The organism is Mesorhizobium sp. RSR565B (assembly GCF_054719465.1).
Genome location: NZ_JBTTIE010000001.1, coordinates 5,186,389 through 5,198,657, shown reverse-complemented (window position 1 = coordinate 5,198,657; position 12,269 = coordinate 5,186,389). Strand labels below are relative to the sequence as shown.

General features: G+C 62.0%; 13 protein-coding genes and 1 tRNA gene. 1 reads left to right on the top strand and 13 read right to left on the bottom strand.

What is annotated here, in order from left to right; all coding sequences use genetic code 11:
• Nucleotides 1–6: 6 nt before the first annotated feature.
• From rplJ to tuf, 12 genes are all read right to left on the bottom strand, one after another.
• Nucleotides 7–525, bottom strand: coding sequence for a 50S ribosomal protein L10 (gene rplJ / locus ACYG9R_RS24955; RefSeq protein WP_023667437.1), 519 nt, complete (start codon nt 523–525; stop codon nt 7–9).
• Between the two features lie 374 nt (nt 526–899).
• Complete coding sequence (gene rplA / locus ACYG9R_RS24950) at nt 900–1,598, bottom strand: 50S ribosomal protein L1 (RefSeq protein WP_023667438.1); 699 nt, start codon at nt 1,596–1,598, stop codon at nt 900–902.
• A gap of 4 nt (nt 1,599–1,602) precedes the next feature.
• Nucleotides 1,603–2,031, bottom strand: a complete 429-nt coding sequence (gene rplK, locus ACYG9R_RS24945; RefSeq protein ID WP_006333334.1) for a 50S ribosomal protein L11 — start codon at nt 2,029–2,031, stop codon at nt 1,603–1,605.
• 172 nt (nt 2,032–2,203) lie between these two features.
• Nucleotides 2,204–2,731, bottom strand: a complete 528-nt coding sequence (gene nusG, locus ACYG9R_RS24940) for a transcription termination/antitermination protein NusG (RefSeq protein WP_006333333.1) — start codon at nt 2,729–2,731, stop codon at nt 2,204–2,206.
• Between the two features lie 27 nt (nt 2,732–2,758).
• Nucleotides 2,759–2,962: a preprotein translocase subunit SecE gene (gene secE / locus ACYG9R_RS24935; RefSeq protein ID WP_023667439.1), complete on the bottom strand. Its 204-nt coding sequence runs from the start codon at nt 2,960–2,962 to the stop codon at nt 2,759–2,761.
• Nucleotides 2,963–3,447: 485 nt separating this feature from the next.
• Complete coding sequence (locus tag ACYG9R_RS24930; protein ID WP_155923355.1) at nt 3,448–3,918, bottom strand: hypothetical protein; 471 nt, start codon at nt 3,916–3,918, stop codon at nt 3,448–3,450.
• 73 nt (nt 3,919–3,991) lie between these two features.
• Complete coding sequence (locus tag ACYG9R_RS24925; RefSeq protein ID WP_023695292.1) at nt 3,992–4,456, bottom strand: Hsp20 family protein; 465 nt, start codon at nt 4,454–4,456, stop codon at nt 3,992–3,994.
• A gap of 426 nt (nt 4,457–4,882) precedes the next feature.
• Nucleotides 4,883–4,958 (bottom strand) — tRNA-Trp (locus ACYG9R_RS24920).
• 160 nt (nt 4,959–5,118) lie between these two features.
• Entirely contained in the window at nt 5,119–5,601 is a 483-nt protein-coding gene (locus ACYG9R_RS24915; RefSeq protein ID WP_023823284.1) for a group II truncated hemoglobin, read from the bottom strand.
• Between the two features lie 91 nt (nt 5,602–5,692).
• Complete coding sequence (locus ACYG9R_RS24910) at nt 5,693–7,384, bottom strand: COG3904 family protein (RefSeq protein ID WP_348528127.1); 1,692 nt, start codon at nt 7,382–7,384, stop codon at nt 5,693–5,695.
• Between the two features lie 327 nt (nt 7,385–7,711).
• The gene (locus tag ACYG9R_RS24905; RefSeq protein ID WP_348528126.1) at nt 7,712–9,211 is read right to left on the bottom strand and encodes a COG3904 family protein; all 1,500 of its coding nucleotides are present in this window, start codon (nt 9,209–9,211) and stop codon (nt 7,712–7,714) included.
• 282 nt (nt 9,212–9,493) lie between these two features.
• Nucleotides 9,494–10,669, bottom strand: a complete 1,176-nt coding sequence (tuf, locus tag ACYG9R_RS24900) for an elongation factor Tu (RefSeq protein ID WP_023723394.1) — start codon at nt 10,667–10,669, stop codon at nt 9,494–9,496.
• Nucleotides 10,670–10,983: 314 nt separating this feature from the next.
• Between tuf and ACYG9R_RS24895 the strand changes: the two genes are divergently transcribed.
• Nucleotides 10,984–11,871, top strand: a complete 888-nt coding sequence (locus ACYG9R_RS24895; RefSeq protein WP_023713250.1) for a DMT family transporter — start codon at nt 10,984–10,986, stop codon at nt 11,869–11,871.
• Nucleotides 11,872–11,936: 65 nt separating this feature from the next.
• Here the strand turns inward: ACYG9R_RS24895 and ACYG9R_RS24890 are convergent, their stop codons facing one another.
• Nucleotides 11,937–12,194, bottom strand: a complete 258-nt coding sequence (locus tag ACYG9R_RS24890; RefSeq protein WP_023667446.1) for a GlsB/YeaQ/YmgE family stress response membrane protein — start codon at nt 12,192–12,194, stop codon at nt 11,937–11,939.
• Nucleotides 12,195–12,269: the final 75 nt, after the last annotated feature.

Genomic DNA, 12,269 nt, shown 5'->3' with positions numbered 1-12,269 from the left:
ACGGCCTCATGCCGCCTCGTCCTTCCGGGCGTAAGCGCCGATTACGCGCGCGACCGAAGCCGCTGGCGCATTGACGATCTGGGCGATCCGGGTTGCCGGCGTGGCGATCATGCCAACCAGCCTGGCGCGCAGCTCATCGAGCGACGGAAGTGTGGCGAGTGCCTTCACACCGTCGGCGTTGAGCGAGGTGGTGCCCATTGCGCCGCCGAGAATGACCAACTTGTCATTTCCCTTGGCGAAATCGGACGCGACCTTCGGCGCCGCAATCGGATCCTCCGAATAAGCGATCAGCGTCTGTCCCTTGAACAGGTCGATGATCGATGCGGAGTCCGTGCCCTGAAGAGCGATTTTGGCGAGACGGTTCTTCGCGACTTTGACGGTGCCACCGGCAGCGCGCATTTTCGACCGAAGGTCGTTCATTTGCGCGACGGTGATACCGGCGTAGTGGGCCACGACGACTGAACCAGCGCCTGCAAAAGCACCATTCAGGCCCGTGACGAGTTCGCGTTTTTCCGCTCTGTCCACTGCCTATCTCCAGTTGACCCCTGCCCCGCTAGTGGGACAGGCGTCGGGTTGCCTTTTTGCCGGCCGGGCCATCCATTACAGATCTCCCGAACGACGCTCGAGGATCCTGCCCCCTTTCGCCACATCGACGGCAAGCCGGAGATGCGCAGACAAAAGGCAAACACGGTTCGAACCTTTCATTGGAGCTTGTCGCTCCGTTGTCCGGTTTTCACCCGTCTCATGCAGGCCCAATTCAATTAAGGCTTCTGGGCCGCCTGCAATCTCGGACAGGATGTCCGGAAGCCTCTCGACTTCCGGTACCGGGCCGCCGACAAGTCGGAGGCCCGGAATTCACTTGCGGATCAGCGCCTTGGCAGCCGATCCAGATGTTCGTATCAAGACGCTGCGAGCGTCGAGACGTCGAGCTTGAGGCCCGGGCCCATCGTCGAGGTGACCGACACCTTCTTGACGTAGTTGCCCTTGGCGCCAGCCGGCTTTGCCTTGGTCACGGCATCGGCGAAGGCGCGGACGTTTTCTTCCAGCGCCTTGACGTCGAACGAGACCTTGCCGACGCCGGCATGAACGATGCCGGCCTTCTCGACGCGGAACTCGACAGCGCCGCCCTTCGATGCCTTGACGGCGGCGGCGACGTCGGTGGTGACGGTGCCGACCTTCGGGTTCGGCATCATGCCGCGCGGGCCCAGCACCTTGCCCAGACGGCCGACCAGCGGCATCATGTCCGGCGTGGCGATGCAGCGATCGAAGTCGATCGTGCCCTTCTGGACGATGTCGACCAGATCCTCGGCACCGACGATGTCGGCGCCGGCGGCGCGAGCCTCATCGGCCTTGCCGCCACGTGCGAACACGGCGACGCGGACCGAGCGGCCGGTGCCGTTCGGCAGGTTGACCACGCCGCGGACCATCTGGTCGGCATGGCGCGGGTCGACGCCGAGGTTCATCGCCACTTCGATGGTCTCGTCGAACTTCACCGTCGAACGGTCCTTGAGCAGCTTCAGCGCCTCACCAAGGGCATAGGCCTTGTTGGGGTCGATGCCGTCACGGGACTTCGATACACGCTTTGCAATCTTTGCCATGATCTCAGCCCACCACTTCCAGACCCATCGAGCGGGCGGAGCCCTCGACCATGCGCATGGCCGCCTCGACGTCGTTTGCGTTCAGATCCTTCATCTTCTGTTCGGCGATGGCGCGCACCTTGTCGCGGCCGATCGTGCCGGCCTTGATCTTGCCCGGCTCTTTCGAACCTGACGTCAAGTTCGCCGCCTTTTTCAGGAAGTAGCTCACCGGCGGCGTCTTCATGACGAAGGTGAAGGACTTGTCCTGGTAATAGGTGATGACGACCGGGATCGGCGATCCCTTTTCCATTTCCTGGGTCTGCGCGTTGAACGCCTTGCAGAATTCCATGATGTTGATGCCGCGCTGGCCAAGTGCCGGGCCGATCGGCGGAGACGGCGTAGCCGATCCCGCTTTGACCTGGAGCTTGAGCTGGCCTGCAATTTTCTTAGCCATCTCTTTCCTGCCTTTATCTCATGCCGGCCCCAGTATCGGGAACACCGGCGGTTGCAGTCTGGTGGTGCGGTCCGCGCGGCCGGCTAAAGCCGCATTCGCCTCCCACCCGTTCATGGCCGCGCGCTTTCCGCGCCGCCTCCCCTTGCCGGCGAACCGGCGCAGGGTTTTCGGATCAGCCCTTTTCGACCTGTCCGAATTCCAGATCGACCGGCACGGCGCGCCCGAAGATCGATACTTCCACCTTGAGCCGCGCCCGCTCCTCGTCCACTTCCTGGACGAAACCGTTGAACGAGGCGAACGGGCCATCCGAAACGCGGATCGCCTCGCCGATCTCGAAAGTGACCGAGGGCTTCGGCCGCTCGACGCCTTCCTGAACCTGGTTCAGGATGCGCTGCGCCTCGGCTTCGGTGATCGGCACCGGCTTGGAGTCACCGAGGAAGCCGGTGACCTTCGGCGTGTTCTTGACCAGCGAGAACACCGCATCGGTCAGATTGGCCTTGAGCAACACATAGCCCGGAAAGAACTTGCGCTCGGCATCGACCTTGCGGCCGCGGCGGATCTCGACGACCTTCTCGGTCGGCACCACGATCTGTTCGATATCGGCGGACAGGCCCTTCTGCTTGGCCTTGTTCTCAATGTCCTCAGCGACCTTCTTTTCGAAGTTCGAATAGGCGTGGACGATGTACCAGCGCGCGGTCATTTCAAGACTTCTCCGTAATCGCCGGACTTAATGGCCGAGGCTCAGTAACCGCTCGATCGCGTAGCCCATGGCCACGTCGGCGGTGAAGAAAAAGATCATCGCGATGACCGCGAATACGAGCACCATCACCGTCGAGATCATCGTCTCCCGGCGCGACGGCCAAGTCACCTTGGCGGTTTCCGCGCGAACCTGCTGGAGAAAGACGAAAGGATTTGTGGTTTTCGAAGCCATATGCCGCTCTGTCTTCAAGACCCGTTGGCCGGGTCTCCTGGATGATCCCGCTGGCCGGGACGTGCCGCCTGGGTTCAAGTCGGCGCCAAATCAGCGCCATTTCGCCCATGCAAATCGGACGCGTAAAGCCGGCTTCCCAGCTCCACGCGTCGCGTGTCTGTTGTGTCTACATAAAACCGATTCTTGATCCACGCAAGTGGCAAGTGTCCGCTTTATGACCAAACGCCGCCTCGGAACCATCCAGTCGTCCCGTCCCGGCTATCGGGGCCTTATGCCTCAGTTCGCCCAATATGGCAAGCCACCTGCCCTTTTTCAATGCCGGACCCCAATTCCAGGAGGTGGATCCGGAAATCAGGCACGCGATTACAAGTTCGAGGAAATGGCGTTGCGGACGAACCTGCGACCTGCTGTTTTGGAAACCAAATGAAGCGCACGCAAGATTGGAATCCAGCTGCCCATGCCGAGGCAGCTGGATCAACCCAGGGTTAGTTAGGCACAGGCGAGTTCGACCCCGGCCACTGCGCCCATTCCGCATGGTGGGCGTGGGCGCGGCGCGATCGCTGCCGGGCACGGGGGCGGGTCGTCGTCATCGTCGGGGCCGAAAGAACGGCCACGACGCCGCCAAGCTTTGAGACCGCTGCGGCGCGAGGAGGGTCGCCAAGGCAGCACCGGCCTGAAGTCTCTTTCCCCAGCGTGGGTTTCTCATCCAGAGCCTTCAACGCCCTCAGAATCTGGTCGACAGGGATTACCGTGCCGTTGTCCAGGCGGCGCAAGGCAGGCTGGTTTTCCACCGCGCAGGCATCGGACGCCCACGAGGAAAGCAGTGCCCGCTTTTCTCCACGGCTGAGGCGTGGATGGTTGATGACGTCGTCTGGATTGTCGAGCAGGCACAAAGAAGTTTCAATTTTGCCCGAGCGTGCCGCAGAAAGTGTCGGTGTCTCGTAGAAGTTGTCCATCTCCATTCTCCGCAATCTGGGCCTCCCGGCCGAAGCCGGGAGGCGGACCGCAGGGATAACTGAATCGATACGATCAGGCCGCTTTGCGGGTGCGTTCCGTATCCTGGGCGATCTGCTTGCCGCCCACCTGAGCGTCGCCGGCCCCGATGCTGATGCGGCGCGGCTTCAGCTCTTCGGGAATCTCACGGACGATGTCGATGGTCAGGAGACCCTTCTCAAGGTTTGCTGCCTTGATCTTCATGTGGTCGGCAAGCTTGAACGTCTGCCTGAAACTGCGGTAGGCGATGCCCTGGTGCAGCAGCTGGCGTCCGCTCTGATCATCAGCCTTCTGGCCTACCACGACCAGTTCGGGTCCATGCTGGGTCAGCTCAACCTCATCCTGGCTGAAGCCTGCGATGGCCATCGAGATACGGTAATCGTTCTCGTCGACCTTCTCGATGTTATAGGGCGGCCAGTCTGGACGCGTGCCGCTGTCGAGCATGTCGAAAAGCCGGTCGAAACCGACGGTGGTCCGATAGAGAGTATCAAAGGTTCTCATAGCCACATCCTCCTTGAAGCAACATGGGTACAAGGGCGCCGCCCAGCAGCGCCGTCTTTTGCCAAGCCAATCGGCCTCGGCGCGAAACGAATTAGGAAGGGCCGAAAACGGGTTCAAGAGCCCTGTTCAGAAAATTTCAGAAGCCAGGCCAGCATCCCGCTTCCAATAATTCGCAGCCGCTGAAAAGCAGCCGGCGGCAGCAAAATATGCCTATTCTGAATTGTGAACGCAAATGGCAATTGGCTCGCCAATGGCAGTTGGATCAAGGAAATCGGTTCGTGGAAATACGCCCACTTCGGCATTGCGCATCAGCGCTCTCGCTCTGCGCATGCCTTCGGAACGTCGCTCGTCGAGTACGCGGCTTCAGCCCAACCAAACGAGGAGCCAAAACAAGGCGTCTAAAATGCCGGATTCCAACGAGGAAAATGGCACGGGCAGCAGGGCTCGAACCTACGACCTGCGGTTTTGGAGACCGCCGCTCTACCAACTGAGCTATGCCCGTACGCGCGTTTCAGCGCAGGCGCTTCCTAAAAGCTTCCGGGCGCGCTGTAAAGAGTTGTCTGACGCGCTTTCAGATCCTTTGCCGGAAATCCGGATAGGTGATGACCAGCCCGTCCCTGCCTATCTCGATTTTTCGCCTGCCTGAAGCCGCATGCCGGCGCTCAGCCCCCGGCCGGCGGCTTGTACGGCCCGCCCGGCACGCCCCAGCCCCAGGCCGGCATCGGTTCGGTCTGCGGGTCGCAAGTCTCGCCGAGGGCAGAGTTCATCTTGGCCAGCCGCGATCCCCATTCGACATAGCCGATGAAGGCGGAGCGGAATTCGGGATCGTCCGGCAACCCGACCGCATCGGCGGCATCGGCAAGCAGGCTGATCCAGCGGCGGCGCTGTTCCTCCGTCAAATGCTTGCCGAGATGATGCATGACCATCTCGCGGTGACCGCCAAATTTCTCGCTGTAGGTCTTCGGCCCGCCAAAAACCTCGCCGATAAAGGCCGCGACATGCGCGGGATGATCCGGCGACATGTGTTTGAACACCGGGCCGACCACCGGGTCGCGGGACACCTTGTCGTAAAAGGTTTCCGTCAGCCGATTGAGGGCTTCGATGCCGCCGGCCCATTCGTAGAGTGTCGGGATATCCTGGCTCATTCTCGATCCTCCCCCGGGCGACGCCTGCCACGACGATAGCGGAGAAATCGGGCATGGCTCAACCTGCCTCGATGGCCAGTTTCTGCGATGCCTACAGTTTGGCGGGCGACTCGGCCTTGGCTGTCGGCGGAAGCAAACAGTTGTCGGGCTTGGGTGAGGTTTTGCAAATAGCGGGGCCAGTTAGCGCCTCCACCGACTCCGGCCCGGTTGTCAGCCCGACTTTGAGCATCATGTCGGGCTCGAGCTGACGCTCGACCGAGCCTATCGCGGCGAACAGAGCTGGGTCCATCTCCATCTCCTCCAGGTAGGCTTTAACCAACTGCGTCTGTCCCCTCGAGGACATGCTGAGCCTCGCCTTGGGATCGACCAGCCTTTTGGCGCCGGCGGCAAGCATGAGCGCGCAGGCCGAATCGCACTCCACTCCAAAATCGCTAATCAGCCCGACATAGGCACCGTTATCGGCCAAGCAGCCTGCCTCGGGCGGGTCGCAGCCGACGATAGTGGTGCGAGCGACGGCGACGTCGAGCTTCCGTTCATGGATAAGCCTTCCCGCGGCCAGAGCGCTGAACAGGCTGCCCCCCTGTGAGCTGATCACCACCGGCAGCCGCCGGTTGCCAAGGGTGTCGAGCAACTGGCGCAACTTTTGCGGGGTCTGAGGCGTCATCGCGCCTTCCGCCGAGATCCATTCCGGGCAATCGGGATTGCAGAGCGAGTCTCTGCCGCGAACGACAACGAAGCGCATATCTGGCGTCGAATTCCCTGGCGCTGCCTGCAACGGCTTGGGAGCTGGAGCCTTGGCCGCCTGAGAAAGTGGGGGGCCGGTCTTTGCCTTGATCGCAGCCACCACGGCCGGCTTGGCCACGGGCGTTTGTCCGCCGGCTGGCTTGTTTCCCGGTATTTCCCGGCAGTTCGGAGCCGGCGGGTCGAACATGCACAAACTTGCTCTGGTAAACAGGTCCAGAGTGTCCGTGCTGGTCGCCAGTTTCATCGTCAGCATATCGTGGAGGCCGATCTGCCTGATGTCGCTGGCCGGCGTCGCCTTCATCAAGTCCAGCACGCCCTGCCCGATACCCATCTCTCGGAGATAGGCCGAGATCTTTCTCGCGTACCCCTTGCTCATCTCATAGGTCTTGTAGCTTTCACCTTGAGTGACCGTTTGCGTGGTGACCCGATATTTTTTGCCCCGTTTGACGCGATATGTGGTCCGGTAGTGCGTTGTGGAGGGGAACCAGGTGGTGGTGATCTGATGAACACCCAGATAGTTCCAGCCGCCGGCCACGCGGCGGACGCCACCGGCAAACATCAGCGGACAGGCGGAGTTGCAGCTGGCGCCATCAGACGCCCGGCCGAGATAGGCGGAACCTTTGCCGTAACTAAAACCACAACCATCCGTCCCGGGCCAACAGTCGGAAAACTCGGTCTTGCCTACGGCGATATCGAGCTTGTTCTTGCGGATTATCCGGCCAAGTTCGAGCGCTGCATTGACGTTGCCGCCAAAGGAATTGACGATGATGGGCAGTTTGCGGCTGCCAAGCTTCTTCAAGGTACGCTTGAGCAAGGCTGGCGTGCCGGCTGAGATGTCGCCTTCGGCGGAGATCCACTCCGGACAATTGGGCTCGCAGCCAGGTGCGCTGCTGCGCGTGACGACAAACTGCATCTCCGAGCGATCGTCGGTCCATATCGTCGGATCGGTCGGATAGAGCACTCCCTGCAGAGGGGGTACTGTCTGCCATGTCCCGGGGGAGGCATCCTCGGCCTTCGCGGCGAAGGCAGCCATCGCCATCGCGGCCACCGTCGACAGCCGGACCAGCCCGCGCCGCCACCGTCCCACAGTGTCTGAACGTTGTCCCAAAACCACGCCCGGCAAACCCCTCAATGCAATCCATAATAGTTGCGGCGACGGTGCTTGCAATAGCTTTGAAACAATCGTGCAATACTTGTGCCGCGCAACGCCGGAAACAAAAAGGCAGCCCCAAAGACCGCCCTTTCCTGGTCCATCCGGCTGACACCTGCTCGACTATTTCTCGATGGTGATGACGACGCCGGCACGACGGTGCGGGGCCCTTCACGGAACGCGAAGCAAGGCGTCTCTTTCATGCGATAGGCACGATCAGCCATTGGACGACGGCACGACGCGGCAATTCTCAGGTTTCGGCGCCGATCTGCAGATGCTGGAACCCGTCAGCGCATCCACCGACTGGCGCCCGGTCGTCAGGCCAACCTTCAGCATCATGTCGGGTTCGAGCTGGCGCTCGACCGAACTGCCCTGGAGCGCCCTGAACAAAGCGGGGCTGATCGCCATCTCGTCGAGGTAGGACTTGACCGCCTGCTTCTGCCCCATCAGATAGAGGCTGAGCCGCGCCTGGGTACCGACAAGCCGCCTGGCGCCACCGGCCAGCATGAGCGCGCAGGCCGAATCGCAGTCGCCGTCGCCATCGACGCTCAGCCCGGCATAGGCGCCTTCCCTGGCCAGGCAATTCCACTCTGCCGGGTCGCAGCCGACGAAATCGGTGCGGGCAACGGCAACGTCGAGCTTCTTTTCATGGATGATCCGGCCCGCCGCCAGGGCGCCGGAGAGGTCGCCGCCTCGCGAGCTGATCACCACCGGCAGCCGCCGGTTGCCAAGCGTGGCGAGCAATTGGCTGAGTTTCTGCGGCGTCTGGGGCGTAATCGCGCCTTGCGCTGCAATCCATTCCGGGCAGTCGGGATTGCAGAGCGGGTTGCTGCCGCGAACCACGACAAAGCGCATGCCGTCATCGTGCGGCGCGCTCTCCGGCTTCACCGGCAGCGGCGCAGCCTTTGCCACGTCCGGCAGGCCGCCGGCTGGCTTGTTCGCCGGTATCTCCCGGCAATTCGGAGCCGGAAGGTTCAGCCTGCACAGGCTTGCGCTGGTCAGCAAATCTGCAGCGTCGTCGCTGGTGACCAGCTTCATTGTCAGCATGTCGCTGAGGTCGATCTGCTGGATGTCGCTGGCCGGCGTGCTCTTCATCGTCTCGATGATGCTGAGGTCGACACCCATCTCCTTGAAATAGGCGGACAGCTTGCGCTCCACCCCCTTGCTCATCTCGTAGGTCTTGTAGCTGCCGGTGTTCTTGCGGCTGACGACCTTCTTGCTGATGACCCGCTTCTTGCCTTTCACGATCCGGTAGCGGACCTGATATTGCACGTTCATCTGCACGATCGTGGTCGTGATCTGGTGGACGCCGAGATAGGCCAGCGGCCCGACCAGGCGCCTGGTGCCGCCGGCCAGCATCATTGGACAAGCGGACGCGCAATAGCTGCCGAGCACATAGGGGCTGCCGATATAGTGCGCGCCTCTGGCGTCGTTCTCCTTGCAGTTTTTCATCCCCGGCTCGCAGCCGACGAACCACGTCCTGCCGACCGCGATGTCGAGCTTGTTCTTGCGTATCATCCGGCCCATGGCGATGGCCGCATCGACATCGCCGCCCGGAGAGTTGATGACGATCGGCAATTTGCGGCCGCCGAGCGTTTTCAGGGCAGCCTTGAGCAGCGCCGGCGACTTGGCCGATATCGCACCCTCGGCCGATATCCATTCCGGACAGGTCGGCTCACAGCCCGCCGCGTCGCTACGCACGACGACGAACCGCATCGGCGGATCCGGATCCGGCTCTGAATTTTTTGTCTCGGCCGCGAAGGCGGCGCTGCCCACGGCAAGCATCGACACCAGGCAGATCAGCCCCAGTGCCAACCATGGCCGACTATGCAAACGGTGCTGTGGAACCATCCGACCAAGCCCTCAACCCAATCTATACTGTAGAGGCTCACAGACTTGCAACAGAGATTGGGACCCCAAACAGGCACATCTGGCCAACGAAAAAGGGCGGCCCGAGGGCCGCCCCTATCCGTTTCGATCCGGCGATGCCGGGCTCGATTACTCTTTGATGGTGACGACGATGCCGGCACCGACGGTACGGCCGCCTTCACGGATGGCGAAGCGCAGCTTCTCTTCCATGGCGATCGGCACGATCAGCTCGACATCGACCGTGATGTTGTCGCCGGGCATAACCATTTCCGTGCCTTCCGGCAGCGACACGATGCCGGTCACGTCGGTCGTGCGGAAGTAGAACTGCGGACGGTAGTTGGTGAAGAACGGCGTGTGACGGCCACCTTCGTCCTTGGTCAGGATGTAGGCTTCGGCCACGAACTTCTTGTGCGGCTTCACCGTACCGGGCTTGGCCAGAACCTGGCCGCGCTCGACGCCTTCACGATCAACGCCGCGCAGCAGCGCGCCGATGTTGTCGCCGGCCTGGCCCTGATCGAGCAGCTTGCGGAACATCTCGACGCCCGTGCAGGTCGTCTTGGTCGTCGGACGGATGCCGATGATTTCCAGTTCCTCGCCGACCTTGACGATGCCGCGCTCGACGCGGCCGGTGACGACCGTGCCACGGCCCGAGATCGAGAACACGTCTTCGATCGGCATCAGGAACGGCTTGTCCAACGGACGAACCGGCGTCGGGATATAGGCATCGACCGCAGCCATCAGCTCGCGGATCGCGTCTTCGCCGATGGTCTTGTTGGAGTCTTCCAGAGCAGCCAGCGCCGAACCCTTGACGATCGGAATGTCGTCGCCGGGGAACTCGTTCTTCGACAGAAGCTCGCGAACCTCGAGCTCGACCAGTTCGAGCAGCTCGGCATCGTCGACCTGGTCGACCTTGTTCAGGAACACCACGATCGACGGAACGCCGACCTGACGGGCAAGCAGGATGTGCTCGCGGGTCTGCGGCATCGGGCCGTCGGCGGCCGACACGACCAGGATCGCGCCGTCCATCTGCGCGGCGCCCGTGATCATGTTCTTCACATAGTCGGCGTGGCCGGGGCAGTCGACATGGGCGTAGTGGCGCGCTGCCGTCTCGTATTCGACGTGCGCCGTCGAAATCGTGATGCCGCGGGCCTTCTCTTCGGGCGCCGCATCGATCTGGTCGTAGCGCTTGTACTCGCCAAAATACTTCGTGATCGCCGCCGTCAGCGACGTCTTGCCATGATCGACATGGCCAATCGTGCCAATGTTCACATGAGGCTTGTTACGCTCGAATTTACCTTTTGCCATAGTCTCTTTCCTTGGACGGCCTTGACCTTCAGTTCAGTCGAATGCGGGGCGATTAGCGACTACGGCCGAAAAACACAAGTGCCTTGTGGCCGGGTGCGCTGTCCACTCGGTGCGAACCGATGATCCGATTGCGGGGATGTGGCACTGATATAGGAACGCGCGAACGGAAATGAAATGGGGGCTGCGGGCTCCAGCACCTGTTTGCTATTCCCGCTCATGTCCTGTCCCGCCCATGTCCTGGCCTTTGCCTGCCGGATGTGCAGCCGGCGCCTGGCCCATTGCCGCTGCGGCGGCGGTCTGATTTTGGTTGCCCCATGCAATTCATACCGACCTCCATACGCGGCCCGCTGTTCATGATCGTTTCGACGGGGTCGTACCTCGTCAACGACACGATGATGAAGCTCGCCACAGCGGGATTGCCGTCCTATGAAGTGCTGTTCCTGCGCGGGGTCGCGGCCACGCTATGGGGCATGCCGCTGCTGTTCCTGCTGGGCTATGGCAGGCAGATCCCATTGATCTTCGACAAACGCGTGCTGCGCCGCAACCTGCTCGAGCTGGCGGCCATCCTTTGCTACGTCGTGGCGCTGGCCAACATGCAGATCGCCGATTCGACCGCGCTCGGGCAGATCACCCCGCTTTTGATGCTGGTCGGCTCCTCCATCCTGTTCGGCGAACGGATCGGCGGCGTGCGCATGGCGCTGATCGGGCTCGGCTTCATCGGTGCGCTTATGGTGGCCCAGCCGACCATGCAGGGCATCTCGGTCTATGCGTTGCTGGCGATCGGCAACGCGGCATTGGCGGCGGCGCGCGATCTTGCCGGCAGGCGGGTCGCGGCCGAGGTGCCGGGCATGATCGTCGCCATTTCCGCCGTCGTGGTGGTGCTGATCGGCGCGGGCGCCGCGCATCTCGTTTCCGAGCGCTGGGTGATGCCGGAAGCCCGGCACCTGCTGCTCATGGCCGGCGCCGGATTCTTCCTGATCTTCGGCCATTTCTTCATCTTCATGGCCTATCGCGTCGGTCCGACCGGCGTGGTGGCGCCGTTCTACTACTGCTTTACCGTCTGGGCGGTCATCTCAGGCGTGCTGGTATTCGGGCAGTTCCCGAATGCCCTGGCGGTCTGCGGCATCCTGCTGGTGGTCGCGAGCGGGCTGACCATCGTCTCGCTTGATGAACGCAAACGCAGGCTGACCGTCGTCGCCTGACCTTCAAGTCAACGCGTCGAAGCAGGTTTGGCCGTCCTGCGGTCAGCCAGTCGGCAGACTGGCGCCTAAAGCGTTCGCTTGCCGGAGAACTGGTGATAGGCCCACAGCACGACCACCGCGCCGATGACGGCGACGATCAGGCTCCAGATGTTGAGGCCGGTCACGCCCGTGGCGCCAAAGGCGCTGAAGATCAGCCCGCCGACGATGGCGCCGACAATGCCGAGCACGATATCCATGATCAGGCCCTGGCCGGTCTTATTGACGATCTTGCTGCCGATAAAGCCGGCGATGACGCCGAGGATAATCCAGCTGATAATGCCCATTTTTCCTCTCCATTCCCCCGCCGGCCGATCATGGTCACATGATTGTCAAAAGCTCAAGCCAACTTGAATTTCCGC

What these genes read in the sequence shown, in the direction of transcription:
- rplK (WP_006333334.1), bottom strand. Translation starts at nt 2,031, where the DNA reads ATGGCTAAGAAAATTGCAGGCCAGCTCAAGCTCCAGGTCAAAGCGGGA.
- ACYG9R_RS24930 (WP_155923355.1), bottom strand. Translation starts at nt 3,918, where the DNA reads ATGGACAACTTCTACGAGACACCGACACTTTCTGCGGCACGCTCGGGC.
- ACYG9R_RS24915 (WP_023823284.1), bottom strand. Translation starts at nt 5,601, where the DNA reads ATGAGCCAGGATATCCCGACACTCTACGAATGGGCCGGCGGCATCGAA.
- ACYG9R_RS24890 (WP_023667446.1), bottom strand. Translation starts at nt 12,194, where the DNA reads ATGGGCATTATCAGCTGGATTATCCTCGGCGTCATCGCCGGCTTTATC.
- ACYG9R_RS24905 (WP_348528126.1), bottom strand. Translation starts at nt 9,211, where the DNA reads ATGCGGTTCGTCGTCGTGCGTAGCGACGCGGCGGGCTGTGAGCCGACC.
- secE (WP_023667439.1), bottom strand. Translation starts at nt 2,962, where the DNA reads ATGGCTTCGAAAACCACAAATCCTTTCGTCTTTCTCCAGCAGGTTCGC.
- ACYG9R_RS24910 (WP_348528127.1), bottom strand. Translation starts at nt 7,384, where the DNA reads ATGGCGATGGCTGCCTTCGCCGCGAAGGCCGAGGATGCCTCCCCCGGG.
- tuf (WP_023723394.1), bottom strand. Translation starts at nt 10,669, where the DNA reads ATGGCAAAAGGTAAATTCGAGCGTAACAAGCCTCATGTGAACATTGGC.
- ACYG9R_RS24895 (WP_023713250.1), top strand. Translation starts at nt 10,984, where the DNA reads ATGCAATTCATACCGACCTCCATACGCGGCCCGCTGTTCATGATCGTT.
- ACYG9R_RS24925 (WP_023695292.1), bottom strand. Translation starts at nt 4,456, where the DNA reads ATGAGAACCTTTGATACTCTCTATCGGACCACCGTCGGTTTCGACCGG.
- nusG (WP_006333333.1), bottom strand. Translation starts at nt 2,731, where the DNA reads ATGACCGCGCGCTGGTACATCGTCCACGCCTATTCGAACTTCGAAAAG.
- rplA (WP_023667438.1), bottom strand. Translation starts at nt 1,598, where the DNA reads ATGGCAAAGATTGCAAAGCGTGTATCGAAGTCCCGTGACGGCATCGAC.